This window comes from Cypionkella aquatica, from assembly GCF_030161095.1.
Lineage (GTDB): Bacteria > Pseudomonadota > Alphaproteobacteria > Rhodobacterales > Rhodobacteraceae > Cypionkella > Cypionkella aquatica.
The window spans coordinates 1-15,635 of the sequence record NZ_BSPP01000012.1 but is presented as its reverse complement, the minus strand read 5'-3'; the positions used below and the strand labels follow the sequence as shown (position 1 = coordinate 15,635).

Annotated in this window: 22 protein-coding genes and 1 riboswitch; of the genes, 7 read left to right on the top strand and 15 right to left on the bottom strand. The window is 60.9% G+C overall.

Features of this window, described 5'->3' with window-relative positions:
* Window positions 1–178: 178 nt before the first annotated feature.
* Genes QQJ98_RS17305 through QQJ98_RS17290 form a run of 4 tightly spaced genes read right to left on the bottom strand, consistent with a single transcriptional unit; the run spans window position 179 to window position 2,586 of the window.
* Complete coding sequence (locus QQJ98_RS17305) at window positions 179–691, bottom strand: GNAT family N-acetyltransferase (RefSeq protein ID WP_284326230.1); 513 nt, start codon at window positions 689–691, stop codon at window positions 179–181.
* Entirely contained in the window at window positions 678–1,175 is a 498-nt protein-coding gene (locus QQJ98_RS17300; RefSeq protein WP_284326231.1) for a GreA/GreB family elongation factor, read from the bottom strand. The genes QQJ98_RS17305 and QQJ98_RS17300 overlap by 14 nt, the downstream gene beginning before the upstream one ends.
* Before the next feature lie 24 nt (window positions 1,176–1,199).
* Entirely contained in the window at window positions 1,200–1,652 is a 453-nt protein-coding gene (locus QQJ98_RS17295) for an NUDIX domain-containing protein (protein ID WP_284326232.1), read from the bottom strand.
* A gap of 40 nt (window positions 1,653–1,692) precedes the next feature.
* Window positions 1,693–2,586 (bottom strand): DMT family transporter, encoded by an 894-nt coding sequence (locus QQJ98_RS17290; protein ID WP_284326233.1) that lies wholly within the window; start codon window positions 2,584–2,586, stop codon window positions 1,693–1,695.
* 78 nt (window positions 2,587–2,664) lie between these two features.
* A riboswitch (FMN riboswitch) is annotated at window positions 2,665–2,798 on the bottom strand.
* A gap of 98 nt (window positions 2,799–2,896) precedes the next feature.
* Here QQJ98_RS17290 and QQJ98_RS17285 point away from each other — a divergent pair.
* From QQJ98_RS17285 to QQJ98_RS17275, 3 genes are all read left to right on the top strand, one after another.
* Window positions 2,897–3,634: an esterase/lipase family protein gene (locus QQJ98_RS17285; RefSeq protein WP_284326234.1), complete on the top strand. Its 738-nt coding sequence runs from the start codon at window positions 2,897–2,899 to the stop codon at window positions 3,632–3,634.
* Between the two features lie 4 nt (window positions 3,635–3,638).
* Window positions 3,639–4,046 (top strand): low affinity iron permease family protein, encoded by a 408-nt coding sequence (locus QQJ98_RS17280; protein WP_284326235.1) that lies wholly within the window; start codon window positions 3,639–3,641, stop codon window positions 4,044–4,046.
* Between the two features lie 87 nt (window positions 4,047–4,133).
* Window positions 4,134–5,447, top strand: coding sequence for a caspase family protein (locus QQJ98_RS17275; protein WP_284326236.1), 1,314 nt, complete (start codon window positions 4,134–4,136; stop codon window positions 5,445–5,447).
* 180 nt (window positions 5,448–5,627) lie between these two features.
* Here the strand turns inward: QQJ98_RS17275 and QQJ98_RS17270 are convergent, their stop codons facing one another.
* The 3 genes from QQJ98_RS17270 to QQJ98_RS17260 all read right to left on the bottom strand — a co-directional run bounded on the left by QQJ98_RS17270 (window position 5,628) and on the right by QQJ98_RS17260 (window position 7,520).
* Entirely contained in the window at window positions 5,628–6,698 is a 1,071-nt protein-coding gene (locus tag QQJ98_RS17270; protein ID WP_284326237.1) for a 5-(carboxyamino)imidazole ribonucleotide synthase, read from the bottom strand.
* Complete coding sequence (purE, locus tag QQJ98_RS17265) at window positions 6,691–7,173, bottom strand: 5-(carboxyamino)imidazole ribonucleotide mutase (RefSeq protein ID WP_284326238.1); 483 nt, start codon at window positions 7,171–7,173, stop codon at window positions 6,691–6,693. The genes QQJ98_RS17270 and purE overlap by 8 nt, the downstream gene beginning before the upstream one ends.
* A 128-nt stretch (window positions 7,174–7,301) precedes the next feature.
* The gene (locus tag QQJ98_RS17260; RefSeq protein ID WP_284326239.1) at window positions 7,302–7,520 is read right to left on the bottom strand and encodes a YdcH family protein; all 219 of its coding nucleotides are present in this window, start codon (window positions 7,518–7,520) and stop codon (window positions 7,302–7,304) included.
* Window positions 7,521–7,725: 205 nt separating this feature from the next.
* Between QQJ98_RS17260 and QQJ98_RS17255 the strand changes: the two genes are divergently transcribed.
* Together QQJ98_RS17255 and QQJ98_RS17250 are read left to right on the top strand one after the other, a co-directional pair.
* Complete coding sequence (locus tag QQJ98_RS17255) at window positions 7,726–8,139, top strand: Hsp20 family protein (protein ID WP_284326240.1); 414 nt, start codon at window positions 7,726–7,728, stop codon at window positions 8,137–8,139.
* 12 nt (window positions 8,140–8,151) lie between these two features.
* Window positions 8,152–8,379, top strand: a complete 228-nt coding sequence (locus QQJ98_RS17250) for a DUF1150 family protein (protein WP_284326241.1) — start codon at window positions 8,152–8,154, stop codon at window positions 8,377–8,379.
* Window positions 8,380–8,626: 247 nt separating this feature from the next.
* On the opposite strand, the gene trxB is transcribed toward QQJ98_RS17250, so the two are convergent.
* The gene (gene trxB, locus QQJ98_RS17245) at window positions 8,627–9,589 is read right to left on the bottom strand and encodes a thioredoxin-disulfide reductase (protein ID WP_284326242.1); all 963 of its coding nucleotides are present in this window, start codon (window positions 9,587–9,589) and stop codon (window positions 8,627–8,629) included.
* Window positions 9,590–9,813: 224 nt separating this feature from the next.
* On the opposite strand from trxB, the gene QQJ98_RS17240 reads away from it, so the two are divergent.
* Window positions 9,814–10,314 (top strand): Lrp/AsnC family transcriptional regulator, encoded by a 501-nt coding sequence (locus QQJ98_RS17240; protein WP_284326243.1) that lies wholly within the window; start codon window positions 9,814–9,816, stop codon window positions 10,312–10,314.
* A gap of 534 nt (window positions 10,315–10,848) precedes the next feature.
* Here QQJ98_RS17240 and QQJ98_RS17235 read toward each other — a convergent pair.
* The 4 genes from QQJ98_RS17235 to lgt all read right to left on the bottom strand — a co-directional run bounded on the left by QQJ98_RS17235 (window position 10,849) and on the right by lgt (window position 13,836).
* A complete protein-coding gene (locus QQJ98_RS17235; RefSeq protein ID WP_284326244.1) occupies window positions 10,849–10,992 on the bottom strand; it encodes a hypothetical protein in 144 nt (47 codons plus the stop codon).
* Between the two features lie 140 nt (window positions 10,993–11,132).
* Entirely contained in the window at window positions 11,133–11,882 is a 750-nt protein-coding gene (pgeF, locus tag QQJ98_RS17230) for a peptidoglycan editing factor PgeF (protein WP_284326245.1), read from the bottom strand.
* On the bottom strand, window positions 11,882–12,931 hold the full coding sequence (locus QQJ98_RS17225; protein ID WP_284326246.1) for a class I SAM-dependent methyltransferase: 1,050 nt from the start codon (window positions 12,929–12,931) through the stop codon (window positions 11,882–11,884). The genes pgeF and QQJ98_RS17225 overlap by 1 nt, the downstream gene beginning before the upstream one ends.
* Window positions 12,928–13,836: a prolipoprotein diacylglyceryl transferase gene (gene lgt / locus QQJ98_RS17220; RefSeq protein ID WP_284326247.1), complete on the bottom strand. Its 909-nt coding sequence runs from the start codon at window positions 13,834–13,836 to the stop codon at window positions 12,928–12,930. Before lgt ends, QQJ98_RS17225 begins: the two co-directional genes overlap by 4 nt.
* Before the next feature lie 146 nt (window positions 13,837–13,982).
* Here lgt and QQJ98_RS17215 point away from each other — a divergent pair, with 146 nt between their 5' ends.
* Window positions 13,983–14,225: an accessory factor UbiK family protein gene (locus QQJ98_RS17215; RefSeq protein ID WP_284326248.1), complete on the top strand. Its 243-nt coding sequence runs from the start codon at window positions 13,983–13,985 to the stop codon at window positions 14,223–14,225.
* A gap of 125 nt (window positions 14,226–14,350) precedes the next feature.
* Here the strand turns inward: QQJ98_RS17215 and mnhG are convergent, their stop codons facing one another.
* Genes mnhG through QQJ98_RS17200 form a run of 3 tightly spaced genes read right to left on the bottom strand, consistent with a single transcriptional unit; the run spans window position 14,351 to window position 15,485 of the window.
* The gene (mnhG, locus tag QQJ98_RS17210; RefSeq protein ID WP_284326249.1) at window positions 14,351–14,722 is read right to left on the bottom strand and encodes a monovalent cation/H(+) antiporter subunit G; all 372 of its coding nucleotides are present in this window, start codon (window positions 14,720–14,722) and stop codon (window positions 14,351–14,353) included.
* Window positions 14,719–15,000, bottom strand: coding sequence for a K+/H+ antiporter subunit F (locus tag QQJ98_RS17205; RefSeq protein WP_284326250.1), 282 nt, complete (start codon window positions 14,998–15,000; stop codon window positions 14,719–14,721). The genes mnhG and QQJ98_RS17205 overlap by 4 nt, the downstream gene beginning before the upstream one ends.
* Window positions 14,997–15,485: a Na+/H+ antiporter subunit E gene (locus QQJ98_RS17200; RefSeq protein WP_284326251.1), complete on the bottom strand. Its 489-nt coding sequence runs from the start codon at window positions 15,483–15,485 to the stop codon at window positions 14,997–14,999. Before QQJ98_RS17200 ends, QQJ98_RS17205 begins: the two co-directional genes overlap by 4 nt.
* Between the last annotated feature and the right edge of the window lie 150 nt (window positions 15,486–15,635).

Below are 15,635 nucleotides of genomic sequence, written 5' to 3'. Positions count from 1 at the left end.
AGTAGGCGTAAATGACCACCGGGCTCCGGTCGTGGCTGGATGAAAGACCAGTGGCAGGTCAAGTGCGATGCAGGGATTTTTTTTGAGTATTTGAAAAAGAGCAATGCAAAGGGATTTGCTTGGCTTGAAAGGCTCAGGTGCTGACCGCGACGTTCCGCGCAACCGGAGGCTTCGGCAATTATCCGGCCGGCTTAATCAAAGATTTGCAAAGCCTGTGCAGCAGGATGCTGCTGTCGGCGTCGCGGCGAGACAGGCCGGTGGGCGTGAAGCCTTCGCGCTGCCAAAAGCTGCGGCCACGCGGGTTGGTGTCGAGCACCGCAAGATACAGGTTTGGCGATCCGGCGGCGCGGGCGCGCTGTTCGACCTCAGTCAGCAACAGCGCGCCCGCGCCTTGACCGCGCAGGCGGGGGGCGAGCAGCATCAGGCCAAGATAGGCGTCTTGGCGCGTGGGAAAACCGAAGGAGAGTTCGGCGATGCCGGACAGAACAGGCTGGCCAGCGTAGTTCTGAAACAGGCCAAGATGGTGGCTGTCGGCGGGGTCGCAGTTTGGCGGGCAATCGGTGAAGAACGCGGCGGCCTTTTCGACGGGATTGCAGCCCCCTTCGGCCAGATGCCAGTAATCTTGCGCCTCGGTTTGCAGGGCGATCAGGGCGGCGCGGTCTTGGTCGGGATCAAGGTTACGGATCAGCATGGGCAATCTTGACAATCGTCAGCGGGCTTGCGCCCGAGGGTTTGCGCCAGATCACTTCGTCACCGATTTGCGCCCCCAGCAGGGCGCGGGCCAGTGGGGATTGTGGCGTTATGCGGTTCAGCCGCGCATCGGCTTCGTCTTCGCCCGTGATCTCGTAGCGGGTTTCGGTGCCATCTTCATCGGCAACGGTGATGCAGAGGCCGAAGGCTGCTTCGGTCAGCGGCAGGGTTGCGGGATTGCGAAGGATGGCTGTGCGCAGGCGGGCTTCGATGTAGCGGATGTCACGCTCGGCTGCCGCTTCGGGCAGTTTGTCGAGGCGGTCTGTGCGGGATTTAAGCGCTGCAAGTGTGGTTTGCAGCGCATGCAGGCGGCTTTGCAGGGCGGCAAGGCCGCGTGGGGTGACGTGGTTTGGATGCGGCGATTGCGGCAGATCGGGCAAAGGGTCGAGCGCGCCATCGCCTTCTTTGACGAAGGCCCTGCTCATCGCGGGTGGGGCATCACGGCTGGGTCATCGCACGATGACTTCCAGCGGATCATACAGAATGCCGGTGCCCCAGGCGGTGGCCAGAAGGCTGTCGGGCTTGAAACGGATGCGGCCGGATTCCAGATCGGCACGGCTGAAAAACCGGCGTTGGGTGACGACGCCTTCGGGGTCGCGCCAGCTTGCGTTGATCGCCCCCGCCGTGATGGTGCAGCGAAAGAAGATATCCACCTGATGAAAGCCCGACACCGGATCGTGGAACTCGTTGATCAGGGCGGGGGGGCCGACATGGACGGAAAGCCCGGTTTCTTCATGCACTTCGCGGGCAAGGTTGGTGGGCAGGGATGTGCCGGATTCCACACCGCCACCCGGCGCGCACCACAGATCAGAGCGCCCACCGGGATAGGCGTTGACCAGCAGCAACCGATCTTCATGCAAGATCAGCGCACGGGTGGCGAGGCGGGTCGGGCGTTTTGACATGGCCCTTAAGCTGAAGGCCATGTCGGGCAAGGTCAAGGGCTTATCCTGCCGCAGGGGAAGTTTGCAGCTGCCGCTCTGACCACAGCAGATACAGCGAGCCTGCAAGGATCAGCGCCACACCCAGCCAATAGGCCCCCTCGGGGGCGAAGCCCAGCACCAGCCAGCTGACCGCGATGTTGGAGAATAGTTTCAGATCATCAAAGGGTTGAACAAAGCCTGCATCGGCTGCGGCATAGGCAAGCGTCAGGAAATGCTGGGCTGCAAACATGATCGCACCGCCGAGGATCAGCAGGCCAAGCACCGCCCCGGTGGGCATTTCAAACCCTGCCTGCAGCGAGAACAGCCCGTTGATCGGGGTCAGCAGCAGCAGCAGCCACAAGGTGATGGCGGCTTGCGGCTCGGATCGGGTGAGGCGTTTGGTGATCAGCGAGGCGCCACCCCAGCAGATCGCGGCGGCGATCGGGTAGAGGCTGGCAGCACTCAGCCCGCCTTCCCAAGGGCGCAGCAGGATCATTGCGCCCGAAAAGCCGATCACCGCCGCAAGCCAGCGGTTCGCGCCGACATGCTCGCGCAAAAACACCGCAGCCCCGATCAGCACGAAGAACGGCGAGGTCATCACCAATGCCACGACATGCCAAGGTGCCATGCCTGCGGCGAAGGCCTGGGTGAAGGCCTGCACCCCCAGCACCGACAGCAGGATGCGCAAACCGTGCAGCAGCGGATGACGGGTCTTCAGGCTGGCAGCGCCCTGACGCCAGATCAAGGGCAGCGAAAACACCGTCGCAATCGCATATTGCCAGAATGCATCCGACTGCGGCTTGAAGCCCATCTTATAAGTCACGGTCCAGGTGATCGCATTGGCGCTTGCAAAGGCGATGCCCGCCAGCACCATGAACACGGCACCTTTCAGCGGTGCATTGGTCGTCTGATCCATGTCTGTCCTCCTTCAAGACCAACATCAATCAGGGGGATATGCTGCGCCAAAACCCATGCCGCGACGCGGACAGGCTGCGCAGATTCTCTTGCATCCGGACTATACCGTCGGCCCCGGAGTTACACCGGATCTGCTGTCCCACTGACCAAAGGCCAGTGGCGCTCGCGGGCTATACCGCCGGTGGGGAATTGCGCCCCGCCCTGAGAATGTCCGAAACAGCGCTCGGACGCCCGATGTCTAACACCACACTGTGCAGCCACAAGTCAGAAACCTTGCTTGCCCTGCACAACAGATGCGCTTTAATGCGGCGATGAAATGCACGTTAGTTTTCTTCTGTTTGACCGCGATTGCGCAGAGTTTTCCCGCACAGGCCGATTGCGTTGTGCTGTTGCACGGGCTGGCGCGCACCGAAACCTCGTTGATTGCGATGCAGGCAGCACTCGAAGCCAAGGGCCACAGGGTGATCAACGAAAGCTATCCCTCGACCCAAGCGCCGATTGCAGAATTGGCGGCAGGGGTGGGGTGGCGGGTGGCACAATGCCCCAAAGGCGCAAAGGTTGATTTCGTCACCCATTCGATGGGCGGGATTTTGGCGCGCTATTGGCTGGCCAATCATAAACCCGGCGTGATGGGCCGGGTGGTGATGCTGGCGCCGCCCAACCACGGATCGGAACTGGTCGATGCCTTTGGCGAGATCGCGGCGTTCGAGTGGATGAACGGCCCGGCGGGATTGCAACTGGGCACCGATGCGGCGGCAGTGCCGCACGCCTTGCCCGCGCCGGATTATCAGGTTGGCATCATCGCCGGAGATCAGTCGCTGAACCCGATCACCTCGGTGGTGATTCCGGGGCCGGACGATGGCAAAGTCTCGGTCGAAAGCACCTATCTGGCGGGGATGGCCGACCAGATCACCTTGCCGGTGACGCATACATTCATGATGCTGAACCCGGTTGTGATCGCGCAGACCGGGATTTTCCTCGACACCGGGCGCTTTGACCATGACTTAAGCTATACCGATGCGGTGGGCATCGCTTTGGGCAAGGAGTAACGCCATGGCCGCTTTGGGATATACGGAATTGGCCAAGGTGGTGGCGCGCTATTGCGGCCGTCCCAGCACCTTCATGCTGGCGGTGGGGGTGGTGGTGGTCTGGATCGTCACTGGCCCTTTGTTCAACTTTTCAGACACTTGGCAGTTGGTGATCAACACTGGCACCACGATTGTGACGTTTCTTATGGTGTTTCTGATCCAGAACACCCAAAACCGCGACACGCAGGCGATCCAGCTGAAACTGGATGAATTGATCCGCGCCACGGCGGGGGCGCATAACGCCCTGCTTGATCTGGAAGAGCTGGACGAGCGCGCGCTGGAAGGCTTTCGCAAGCGGTATGAGGCTTTGGCCACGCAGGCCCGCGCGCAAAAACAGGCGGGCGGCGTCGATACGGATTCGCCCGAAGCCTAAGCTGTCGCCGGGCTGGCAACAGAACGCTTTGCCGAAACCGGGTTTTCTGCTAAACTCTGCAGATATTTCACGGATAGGTTCAGGCTGATGTTTGATCGCGTTGCGCAATTTCTGCGGTTGTGCCTGTTTGGCGTGCTTTCGCTGGCGATGTTGCCTGCGGTGGCAGATGCTGCGGGCCGCAAGCTGGCTTTGGTGGTCGGCAATCAGGCATACACGCAGCTTCCGGGCCTGAACACGCCAGTGGATGATGCGCAAGCGGTGTCCAACGCGCTGCGCGATCTGGGCTTTGAAGTGACGTTGCTGACCGATGTGGGGCCAGCGGTGTTTCAGGCGGTTTTGGGCACCTTTACCAGTCAGGTGGATCAGGCCGACACGGTTTTGTTCTATTACGCGGGCCATGCGTTTCAGAAAGATGGCGTCAACCATCTGGTGCCTGTGAATGCGCGATTGGCCGATGCCAAGGCGCTCGATTCCGAAACATGGCGCTTGGATGATATTGCCAAGGCTTTGAAAGGGAAGACCAATCAGCTGTTGCTGTTCATCGACGCCTGCCGCGACAATCCCTTGCCAGAGGCGGTGCGATCGGTCGCAAGCGATGGTGGGTTGGCGCAGTTTGACGGCGGTGCTGGCACGTTTGTGGCCTTTGCGACCGCTCCCGGTCAGGTGGCGTGGGACAAGACCGATGGCGCGCTGAACAGCCCGTTCACCGCCGCTCTGCTCGCGCATATTACCAAGCCGGGGCAGAACATCTCTGATCTGATGATCAAAGTCCGCAATGATGTCGAGACTGCGACCAGCGGCAAGCAGACCCCGTGGGAGCAATCGTCGCTGCGCGAGCAGTTCTATTTCGTGCCGGGTGCAGAGCCTGCCGTGGAAGAGGCCCTGCCAGAGTTTGAGGTGGTGGCAGATCAGAACACAGCGCTTGTGCCACCGCCGGGAATTACCGTGATCGGTCAAACGGTTGCGGATACGCAACTGGCTTCTCTGGACAGTGACACCCGCAGCTTGAACGCAGCCCTGCCCGAAAATCTGGCGCTTGGCGTGCAGACAGAGCTTGACCGCATCGGCTGCTATGGCATGCGGGTTGATGGCGATTGGGGCAATGGATCGCGCCGCGCGATGGCAGCCTACTATGATGCCAAAAAGGTCGAACCGGGCGAGATGGAGCCGACCGAGGCGGTCTATCGCGCCTTGTTGGCCGAGCCGGAAAACACCTGCGAAAAGGCCGCAGTGGCGGTGAAAGCCCCGACCAAATCGCAACCGAAAGCCAGCACCAAGAAAGCGGCCACGACCACCAAAAAGGCCACCACGACCAAGAAAGCCGCAGCCCCCGTTGCCGCAGCCCCGGTGAAGAAAAAGCCGACCTGCAAATTCATGGTGATCGCCGTGGTCTGCTCGTAAAACCCGTTTGACTGGGCCAGCCCGACCTCTCAATGCGCTGGGCCCCGGTCATCCTCTCTGCAAAAATATCCCCGCCGGAGGCTTGCGCCCTCGCCACAGGCCAAACCTTAACAAATCGTTAAGCACCCCAGCCTAACCCGTTGATTTTGCACAAGTGCCAAGCCTGTCCACGCGTGGACATCAGCCTTTGCGGATCACCCGGTTGACATGGCCCATCTTGCGCCCAGCCCGCGCCTCGGCCTTGCCATACAGATGCACCGCGCAGTCATTCTCGCGCAAAATCTGCGGCAAACGCGCGATATCATCGCCGATCAGGTTTTCCATCACCACATCAGAATGTCGCGCGCCATCACCCAACGGCAGCCCCGCCACCGCGCGGATATGCTGCTCAAACTGATCGACAGCGCAGCCATTCTGGGTCCAATGCCCCGAATTATGCACCCGAGGCGCGATTTCATTGACGATCAGACCCTGCGGCGTCACGAACAACTCCACCCCCATCACGCCAACATAATCCAGCGCGTTCAGGATGCGGGCGGCGAGCAAAATCGCGTCGGACCGCAGCGAAGGCGACAATTTCGCGGGCAGGGTGGTGGTGTGCAGGATGCCGTCTTTATGCACGTTCTCGCCCGGATCATAGCACGCGACTGACCCATCAAGCCCCCGCGCCGCGATCACCGAAACCTCGTGGCTGAAGCTGATAAAGCCCTCCAACACCGAAGCCGCCCCCTTCATGCTGGCATGGGCCTCTGCCGCATCCTCCGCCGTCTTGATCCGCGCCTGCCCCTTGCCGTCATAGCCGAGCCGCGTGGTTTTCAGGATCGCAGGCGTGCCGATTGTCGCAATTGCGGCCTCTAGGTCGGGCAGGCTTTGCACCGCCGCATAGGGCGCGCAGGTCAGACCGAGGCTGGTGAGGAAGTCTTTCTCAAGGATACGATCCTGCGAGATCGCCAAAGCGCGACGGTTGGGGCGAATGGGGCGCAGCGCCTCCAAAGCATCCAGCGCGGCGGTGGGGATATTCTCGAATTCATAGGTGATCACATCGACCGAAGCCGCAAAGGCTTGCAGAGCCGCGATGTCATCATAACCGGCGGTGGTGACGGCATGGGCCACCTCTGCCGCGGGCGGGTGCGCGCTTGGCTCAAAAATATGGGTCTTGTAGCCCAGACGTGCCGCTGCAACCGACAGCATCCGGCCCAACTGGCCGCCGCCAAGGATGCCGATTGAAGACCCGAGGGGAAGGCTATTCATCTTTCGGCTCCTCTGGGATCGAGGCTGAGAGCGCATCGCGCCATGCATCCAGCCGTGCGGCAAGTGCTGCGTCCTGCAGCGCAAGGATACCTGCGGCCAGCAGGCCAGCATTGGCAGCCCCGGCAGCCCCGATCGCCATAGTGGCAACCGGATAGCCCTTTGGCATCTGCACGATGGAATACAGGCTGTCGACGCCCGACAAAGCCTTGGTTTGCACCGGCACCCCGATCACTGGCACGCGGGTTTTGCTGGCCATCATGCCGGGCAAATGCGCCGCCCCACCTGCGCCCGCGATGATCACCTGCACCCGGCCCGCCGCTGCTTTGCCATAGGCCCAAAGTCGGTCGGGGGTGCGATGCGCCGAGACGATCTTGGTCTCATAGCTGATCCCAAGTTGATCCAGCACAAGGGCCGCTTCTTTCATCGTCGGCCAGTCTGACTGGCTTCCCATGATGATCCCGACATCAACGGTCATTGGCACCTCCGGCATTTGCTGCGGACTTCATCGCAATGCGGACTTCTTACCGAAGCAGGCGGGGGAGGCAAGGAAAAGCCTTCGCTTCAAGCACAGGATGCGCTTTTCACGCACCAATCAGGCAGCGTTCAGGCCAGCAGATTGGGGATCAGCAAATCTTCGATCCGCACGATCTGGTCTTTCATCTGCAATTTCTGCTTTTTCAGCCGCCGCAGCGTCAGAATATCCGGGCGACCGCTGGTTTCCAGTGCATGCACAGCCTCATCCAGATCACGATGCTCGCGCCGCAGCACTTCCAGCTTTACGCGGAGCATGTCTTCAAAGTTCATCTCGGAGGAGGCATTCATGGCAGGACCGTATCCAGTCTTTTTGGCTTTCGCAAAGGATACAGTGATTCGGATGATTCCGGTGCGAAATTTCTGCATCAGGCTTTAAGTTTTCTTGAAACTGGCCCTACTTGCGGGCCATGCCGACTGCCCCCATATTGATCTTGTCGGGTGCCGCTGTCTGGGCCTGACACTTCAGTGTCGCTTGTTGCAAAGGGCATCGGTCATGACGAAACTTACTTTTGGCGCGCATCCCTTTCTTTTGGGATTTGAACAGCTGGAGCGTTTGGTAGAACGCACCGCGAAAACCGCGTCCGAGGGCTATCCGCCTTTTAACATCGAGGCGACCTCGGAGAACACCTACCGCATCACCCTCGCGGTGGCCGGATTTCGTGATGAAGATTTGGCGATTACGGTGGAAGATCGCCAGCTCGTGGTGCGCGGTCGGCAAAGTGATGATCTGGGCGAGCGGGTTTTCCTGCATCGCGGCATCGCAGCGCGGGCGTTCCAGCGCTCATTCGTGTTGGCGGATGGGGTAGAGGTTGCAGGTGCCGATCTGGATCACGGGCTGTTGCATATCGACCTGCGCCGGATGGTGCCAGACACGATTGTGCAGACCATTCGTATTGGCCGTAAATAAGGAGAGAATGTCATGGATGTGAAATTTGATGGCCTTGATGAGGCTGCGGACCGGATCGTTTACGTGCGTCCCATCGCGGTAGAAACCCTCCCGGAAAAGGTTCGCGCACAGATCAACGGCATGAAAACCGTCTATGCGGTGCATGGCGAGGATGGCGAGCAGCTGGCTTTAGTCGCCGACCGCGATCTGGCGTTCTCATTGGCGCGGCAGCACGATATGGCGCCGGTCAACGCGCATTGATGCATCTGCTGTGATGCGTCGTTTTGATCCGTTGCGCGGGTTGATGGCATGGAAAACCTGCCACAACCACTATATGTTGTGGATTTAAGCGCAAAACCGGCCAATAGACACAAGTGTGTCCCAGCGGGGACAGATCTTGAAGCCGCAGGGCCGTTGAAACCCGGCCAATAAAACCCCGCAGGATATGCGTGAAAAAGCAAAAGGCCGCGCAAATAGCGCGGCCTTTTGTTGGATAAACGTGGCGGCGCTATTCTGCCAGACCTTGGTTCTCGGCTTGCTCTTGCAGCCAGCGTTCCGCGTCCAGTGCCGCCATACAGCCCATGCCCGCCGAGGTGACGGCTTGGCGGTAAATGTGGTCGGTCAGATCGCCTGCGGCAAACACGCCGGGGATGGCGGTGCGGGTCGAACCTGCCTCAACCTTGACATAGCCGCCCTCAAACAACGGCAATTGGTCTTTCACCAGCTCTGAGGCGGGCGAGTGGCCGATGGCGACGAAAAAGCCATGGCAGGGCACGTCTTTGACTTCCCCAGTTTTCAGATTGCGGGTGCGGACGCCGGTGACCGAAGCCGGAGCGTCGCTGCCCAGCACTTCGGTGACTTCGCTGTCCCACAGCATTTCGATCTTGGGGTGTTTGAACAGCCGGTCTTGCATGATCTTTTCGGCGCGCAGCGTATCGCGGCGATGGATCAGCGTGACTTTGGTGGCAAAATTGGTCAGGAACAGCGCTTCTTCCACGGCGGTGTTGCCGCCGCCAATCACCACGACCTCTTTGCCGCGATAAAAGAAACCGTCGCAGGTGGCACAGGCCGACACACCAAAGCCTTTGTATTTCTCTTCCGAGGGCAGACCGAGCCATTTCGCCTGCGCGCCCGTGGCAAGGATGACCGCATCGGCGGTATAGGTGGTGCCGCTGTCAGCTTTTGCGGTGAAGGGGCGGTTTTGCAGATCAAGGCTGGTGATGTAATCGCTGATCACCTCGGCCCCCATCGCCTCGGCATGGGCCTGCATGTTGATCATCAGATCCGGGCCTTGGATGTGCTTTTCGCCGGGCCAGTTTTCAACCTCGGTGGTGATGGTCAACTGGCCGCCGGGTTGCAGACCCTGCACAAGGATCGGTTCCAGCATCGCACGGGCGGCATAAACGGCGGCGGTGTAGCCTGCCGGGCCGGAGCCTATGATCAGAACTTTGCTGTGGCGCGTGGTGGTCATGGTGCATCCCCGGTGAGTGTGGGGCTTGATATATGCGCTGGCGACGCGCGGGGGAAGGGCTGGCAAACGCATGGCGGGCTTGTGCGGCGCAGCGATGGGGCGGTGGTGCTGGTGGCGGAATTGTGCGGGCTGCCGGGGTTTGGCGAAAACATCTTGCGCGGTTGTGAAAGAATGTTGCGCAAAGCAGGCCATCGGCCTAGATACTGACAAAAAAGGAGGCCCGCATGGCCGGTAGCAAACTCGATCCGATCGACCGCCACATTTTGGCAGAGTTGCAGGCGGATGGTCGGATGACCAATGTGGAACTGGCCAGCCGGGTGGGGATTTCCGCGCCGCCGTGCCTGCGCCGGGTGCGCACGTTGGAAGAGGCGGGCTATATCAAGGGCTATCACGCCGATATTGACGCGCGCGAGATGGGGTTTGAGGTGCAGGTGTTCGCGATGGTGCGGCTGCAAAGTCAGGCCGAGGCGGATCTGTCAACCTTTGAAGGCCGGTGTCGGGCGTGGCCCCTGGTGCGCGAGTGCCATATGCTGAACGGCGAGATTGATTTCATCCTGAAATGCGTCGCGCCCGATCTGTCCAGCTTTCAGTCGTTTCTGACCGAGCAATTGTTGAAGGCCGAGAATGTGGCGAATGTGAAAACCTCGCTGGTGATCCGCTGCGCCAAAGACGAGCCGGGTCTGCCGTTTGACGTGCTGGAAGCGCGGCTGGCGAAACACGCCTGAGGCTGGCAAGTGGGGGGCGTTTTCTGAAGCCAGAAAACGTGCACGAATTCTGCTTTCAGAATTCGGCTTGGTGCCACGGCTCTGCACAGTGCCACGGCTCTGCACAGTGCCACGGCTCTGCACAGTGCCACGGGTCTGCACAAATGTTTAGGCGGCCCCTTGATGGTGTCAGAGAACACCGGGGCCGCCTTAACTGAGCATCATCCTCAATCCGGCTGTGGCCGAACTGGTGCGCTGAGGGGGGAGCCTGCTTTTGCAAGAGGTCTTACCACGCCCGCCACCGCCTGTTTTCACAGAGGGACATCTGTGAAGCAAAGATGGCGGAAACGCGACTGCGTGTCAAAGTTTATTCTTAATTGGCGCGCAGTTGCGCGTCGATCTTCATGCTATTGCCGCTATTGTTGCGGGATGCGGTGAAATCTTGTGGTTGTATGTTGGAAAATGAAAAAACGCCGGGGGTTGTTCCCTCGGCGTGTCTGCGAATCGGGCCTTTGTGGGCCAATGGTTTTGGGTCGATGTTCTTGGGTCGGTGTATTAGCGGGCGGCGAGTGCGCGCGGTTTGACCTCTGCCTTCACCGCTTCGGGGCGGCGGCGTTGGCCGCGGGCCCAAGGCAGCGCCACTTGCGGCTCGGTGCTGGCGGCGATTGCGGATTTCATCCAGCGCGGTTGTTTTTTCATCAGAGGCATCCTTTGCAGGTTTGTTCATGCGTTGGAGACAATCTGACCGGAATTTGCGGCAAGGATTGGACTGGAAGCAGGGGGGATTAAGGAAAGTTTGTGGTGAATTGCGGCAACCAGTGGCTAGCTTTCGCAGAGGCTTACAGCCGGATCACCGACAGCAGACGACCATAGTCGGCCTCGCCTGCATGGGTGGTGCGGCGGTATGAAAAGAACCGCGACGCATCGGAAAACGTGCAATGCCGGGTCCATTCGGCATGGCCGACACCCGCGGCGCGCAACCGCCATAGCCCATAGCCGGGCAGGTCGAACAACATGCGGTCCGCTTTGCCTTGGGCGAAGAAGCGGCGCGTTTCGGGGGTATCGTCGGTAAAGCTTTCAAAAAACTCTGGTCCGACCTCGTAGGCGGATTGGCTGATGCAGGGGCCGATCACAGCAGCGATATTGGCGCGGGTGGCACCAAGGGCTTCCATCGCGTCAATGGTGGCTTCCAGCACGCCCTCTTTTGCGCCGCGCCACCCCGCATGCGCGGCCCCGATCACGCCTGCTTTGGCATCGGCGAACAGCACGGGTTGGCAATCGGCGGTCAGGATCGCAAGGCCAAGGCCGGGGGTGGCGGTGACCATCGCATCGGCTTGTGGCCGCAATTTCAGCGGCGCTGTCACGGCCAAGGCGTCTGGTGAATGGACCTGATGCACAGAGACCAGATGATCGGGCGCCAAATCCAGCGCCTCGGCGACGCGGGTACGGTTGATCGCCACCGCTTCGGCCTGATCGGTCGATCCGGTGCCGCAGTTCAGCCCGGCAAAGATGCCAGAGGACGCACCGCCTTTGCGGGTGAAAAACCCGTGGCGGGGGCTCAGGGCGTCAGAGGTGATGATTTCGAGCATCAGGAAAATCCGGGGGGCTTGGCGGCATAGGATGGAAACAGCGCAAGGGCTTTGAACAGCTTTCCCATTTCCTCGGGCGCGGTCAAGCGGCGCGTGGCGGCATTATGCTGGGCAAGGGCCTCGCCCTGCAGCTTTGCGGCCAGTTGGGCGGCGCGGTGCTCGATGCCAAGTGCAGTGAGAAACTGCGCTTGGGTGGTGTAGGCGTAGGATTTGGCAGCGCTGGCAAGGGCCGCGAAATCGACATGGGCGGTCAGGTCTGCATTGCCGGGATCGGCGAGCGGATCGGTGAAGCGGTGAGCTTGCAGGGCCTGAAACGTATCCCCGCGTGAGATCCAATCGCCATAGTCAAGGATCAACGCCGCGCCACCGTGGCTTTCGATCTGGGCGGCGATGGTTTGCGCGATGGCGGGGGCTGCGGGGCAGATCTCAATCACATCGCCGGGGGCGGTATCGGCAAGGCGATGATCCAGCAAGGCAATCGGCGCAGGCGCTGATTTGCCCATGCAGAGCTGGTGGTTCGCAAGGCCGATCAGGGTTTCCGACCAGCCTTCTGGCGTCCGGGTGAATTGGCGAATTGGCAGGGCGTCGAAGAATTCGTTCGCGATGAAGTAAAGCGGGGTGTCGCCCGAGGGCAACTGGTCGGTCCACCGCACCGGATGTTCGCCCAAAGTGCTGCGCTGGCGGGCGCGTAGGGTGGCCGAGGCCTCGACCAGCAGCACTTCGGCTGCGGCATGAAAGCCGGGCACACGTTGGGTCGCGCGCAAAACGTCGGCCATCAGGGTGCCGCGACCGGGGCCAAGCTCGGCCAAAGTGAAGCGGGCGGGTGCGCCTTGGTCAAGCCAGCTTTGCGCAAGGCAAAGGCCCAACAACTCGCCAAACATTTGGCTGATCTCGGGCGCGGTGGTGAAATCACCCGATGCGCCGAACGGATCGCGGGTGGCATAGTAGCCGTGCTGCGGGTGCAGCAGGCAGTCAGCCATATATTCGGCCAGCGTGATCGGGCCGCTGGCCCTTATGCGTTGGATCAGCAGGGCGGCGAGCGGGGTCATGCGGCAGTGGTCGCCGGGGGCGGGAGGGCCACGGGTTTGGCGCGGGCGATGAACCAGATGCCTGCCGCGATCATCGGCAGGGTCAGGATCTGGCCCATGGTCAGCCCGTAACCTGCAACGTGAAAGGCAAGGCCCAGCGGGTTGCCCTCCGAGACGAATTGCGCGTCGGGTTGGCGGACGAATTCGACCAAAAAGCGCGACACTCCATAGCCCGCGAAAAACAGACCCGCGATTTTCCCCGGGGTTTTCAGCCAATCATAGCGCCAGACCAACAGGCTAAGGAGGATCAGCAGGATCAGACCTTCCAGCGCTGCTTCGTAAAGCTGGCTGGGATGACGGGCGCAGATCGTCAGCAGACCGGGGCAGGTTTGCGCGGCCTCGCCGGGAAAAGCCACGCCCCACGGCAGATCGGTGGGCCTGCCCCAGAGTTCAGCATTCACAAAATTGGCAAGGCGGCCCAGCAAAAGGCCAATCGGCACCACGGCAGCCATCAGATCGGCGGCGGGCAGCATCGGGATTTTCTCGCGCTTGCAAAACCAGATGCCCGCAACCATCACGCCAAGGAAGCCACCGTGGAAGGACATGCCGCCTTCCCAGACCCGCAGGATTTCGCTGGGGTTTTGCAGAAAATGGCCGGGCTGGTAGAAGATCACATAGCCCAAGCGCCCGCCTGCGATGACGCCAAAGATCACCCATGTCAGCAGACGCTCGACCTGCTCGGCGGTCATCGGGGCCGGGCCGGACCACAGCCGCGGCGTGTTGATCATGTGAACGATCAGCTTCCAGCCCAGCAGCAGGCCCGCGATATAGGCCAAGGCATACCAGCGCAAAGTCAGGCTCATCGGCCCCAAGGGGATCGAGAAAATATCCGGCGAGAGCCATGACGGGAACGGAATATAGGACATGCGGTTTCCTGCAGTTGCTTGCGCGTTGTCGGCAAGCCGGGCGGCTATGTCAACGCGGCAATGCGTCAGATCGCCTTCTTGTGTGACGTGCCTTGTGCGTGGGGGCGGGGCGGCTCATATAGAAGGCTAGCGAAAGGAGGCCCCTGATGACGGCCGGAAACAAATTCTTCGACGATATGTCCAAGTTGATGACCAATGCGATGGGCGTGGCGCAGGGTGCCAAGTCTGAGGCGGAGACCGCGATGAAGGGCTTCGTTGATCGCTGGATGGCGGATCGTGATTTCGTAACCCGCGAGGAATTCGACGCGGTGCGGCTGATGGCGCAGAAGGCTCGCGAAGAGAATATGGCGCTTGCGGCGCGTTTGGCGGCGCTTGAGGCCAAGGGTTAAGCGCGGGCCTGTCAGCCTGTTGTGGGCGGCTCTGGCGGGTGGCGGTGCTTGGGCGCGCCCGTCAGCCGCGCCTTCAGCATTGCTGCACCTTGCGGGCTGATCAACGCCCTGCACCTGCGGCGCGGTCAGGGTGTGTCTTCGCCCAAGGTTCTGCGGGCAATCTCTGGCAGTTCTGGCGCGTTTTCCTTGCGGTCGCGGTGGAGTGCGGCGCGGCCCAGCATCATCATGGTGACAGGCGTGGTGATCATCACGAACACCGCGATCACGGCCTCGTGCAGCGAGGGGCGACCTTCCAGCCACGAGAACAGCAAGATCGAGGCCAGCACGATTGCCGCCATGCCCCAGCCCGTGCCCAAGGTCGGCGCATGCAGGCGGTCGTAAAAGCTTTTAAGTTGCACAAGGCCGATGGTGCCGAGCAGGGTCAGCCCGCTGCCCAGAACCAACAGCAGCCCCACCGGGATCGCAAGCCAGAGCGGGACGGTTTCAAGATGGCTCATTCGATCACCTCGCCACGCAGCAGGAATTTCGCCATAGCCACGGTCGCAACAAAGCCGAGCACGCCGATCACCATCGCGGCCTCGAAGAAAAAGCTGCTGTTGGTGCGCATGCCGGTGACAAGGAACAGCAGCATCGCCGTGACGTACAGCGTATCAACGCCAATCACCCGGTCTTGGGCGCGCGGGCCACGGATGATACGATAGCACGCGCAGCCCGCCGCCAGTGCGAGACTGATCTGCGCAAAGCTGAGGGCTGCGAACAAGATGGCGGCGCTCATCCGAAAATCTCCAGAAGGGGGGCTTCGTAGCGGTTGCGGATCAGTCCCGACCAATCATCGCCATCGCGCAGATCGAACACATGCAGCAGCAAAAGCCCGCTGTCCTGATCATGCTCTAGCCATGCGGTGCCGGGCGTGGCGGTCAGGATGATGGCAAGCAGCGCCAAGCCATTGATGCTGCGCAACTCCAGCGGGATGCAGACAAAACCAGAGCGGCGCTTGCCGCCACGGCCATTGGTCAGGATTGCCCAAGCGACAGTGGCGTTGGATTTCAATATGTCCCAAGTCACGATGCAAAGCAGTTTTGCCAGCAGATCCCAGCGCCGCAAGCGCACCCGTCGTGGATGCAACGCCCCCATGGCCCAGCCTGCGATCAGGGCAATGGCCGCACCAAGCAGCAGATTTCCCAGCGAAAACCGGGTCAGCAGCAGCCACATGGCGGTCAGTGCCAAGGACAAGAGCGGATGCGGGAAAAATCGGCTCATGGTGTGTCGTCTTTCGGCTGATCGACGACGCGGGGGGCGGACATCACGCCCTCGGTGTAGATCTCGGTGGTCGCCGTATCATTAAAAAAGTCCTCCATATAGCGGATCGAGTGCTGGGCTTTGATGGTCAGCAACAAAATCATGCCGATC

Coding starts and splice junctions, on each gene's coding strand:
- QQJ98_RS17200 (WP_284326251.1), bottom strand. CDS start 15,485: ATGAGCCGATTTTTCCCGCATCCGCTCTTGTCCTTGGCACTGACCGCC.
- purE (WP_284326238.1), bottom strand. CDS start 7,173: ATGACCGTTGATGTCGGGATCATCATGGGAAGCCAGTCAGACTGGCCG.
- QQJ98_RS17285 (WP_284326234.1), top strand. CDS start 2,897: ATGAAATGCACGTTAGTTTTCTTCTGTTTGACCGCGATTGCGCAGAGT.
- mnhG (WP_284326249.1), bottom strand. CDS start 14,722: ATGAGCCATCTTGAAACCGTCCCGCTCTGGCTTGCGATCCCGGTGGGG.
- trxB (WP_284326242.1), bottom strand. CDS start 9,589: ATGACCACCACGCGCCACAGCAAAGTTCTGATCATAGGCTCCGGCCCG.
- lgt (WP_284326247.1), bottom strand. CDS start 13,836: ATGTCCTATATTCCGTTCCCGTCATGGCTCTCGCCGGATATTTTCTCG.
- QQJ98_RS17270 (WP_284326237.1), bottom strand. CDS start 6,698: ATGAATAGCCTTCCCCTCGGGTCTTCAATCGGCATCCTTGGCGGCGGC.
- QQJ98_RS17235 (WP_284326244.1), bottom strand. CDS start 10,992: ATGAAAAAACAACCGCGCTGGATGAAATCCGCAATCGCCGCCAGCACC.
- QQJ98_RS17300 (WP_284326231.1), bottom strand. CDS start 1,175: ATGAGCAGGGCCTTCGTCAAAGAAGGCGATGGCGCGCTCGACCCTTTG.
- QQJ98_RS17295 (WP_284326232.1), bottom strand. CDS start 1,652: ATGTCAAAACGCCCGACCCGCCTCGCCACCCGTGCGCTGATCTTGCAT.
- pgeF (WP_284326245.1), bottom strand. CDS start 11,882: ATGCTCGAAATCATCACCTCTGACGCCCTGAGCCCCCGCCACGGGTTT.
- QQJ98_RS17255 (WP_284326240.1), top strand. CDS start 7,726: ATGACGAAACTTACTTTTGGCGCGCATCCCTTTCTTTTGGGATTTGAA.
- QQJ98_RS17280 (WP_284326235.1), top strand. CDS start 3,639: ATGGCCGCTTTGGGATATACGGAATTGGCCAAGGTGGTGGCGCGCTAT.
- QQJ98_RS17205 (WP_284326250.1), bottom strand. CDS start 15,000: ATGAGCGCCGCCATCTTGTTCGCAGCCCTCAGCTTTGCGCAGATCAGT.
- QQJ98_RS17215 (WP_284326248.1), top strand. CDS start 13,983: ATGACGGCCGGAAACAAATTCTTCGACGATATGTCCAAGTTGATGACC.
- QQJ98_RS17250 (WP_284326241.1), top strand. CDS start 8,152: ATGGATGTGAAATTTGATGGCCTTGATGAGGCTGCGGACCGGATCGTT.
- QQJ98_RS17305 (WP_284326230.1), bottom strand. CDS start 691: ATGCTGATCCGTAACCTTGATCCCGACCAAGACCGCGCCGCCCTGATC.
- QQJ98_RS17275 (WP_284326236.1), top strand. CDS start 4,134: ATGTTTGATCGCGTTGCGCAATTTCTGCGGTTGTGCCTGTTTGGCGTG.
- QQJ98_RS17225 (WP_284326246.1), bottom strand. CDS start 12,931: ATGACCCCGCTCGCCGCCCTGCTGATCCAACGCATAAGGGCCAGCGGC.
- QQJ98_RS17260 (WP_284326239.1), bottom strand. CDS start 7,520: ATGAATGCCTCCTCCGAGATGAACTTTGAAGACATGCTCCGCGTAAAG.
- QQJ98_RS17240 (WP_284326243.1), top strand. CDS start 9,814: ATGGCCGGTAGCAAACTCGATCCGATCGACCGCCACATTTTGGCAGAG.
- QQJ98_RS17290 (WP_284326233.1), bottom strand. CDS start 2,586: ATGGATCAGACGACCAATGCACCGCTGAAAGGTGCCGTGTTCATGGTG.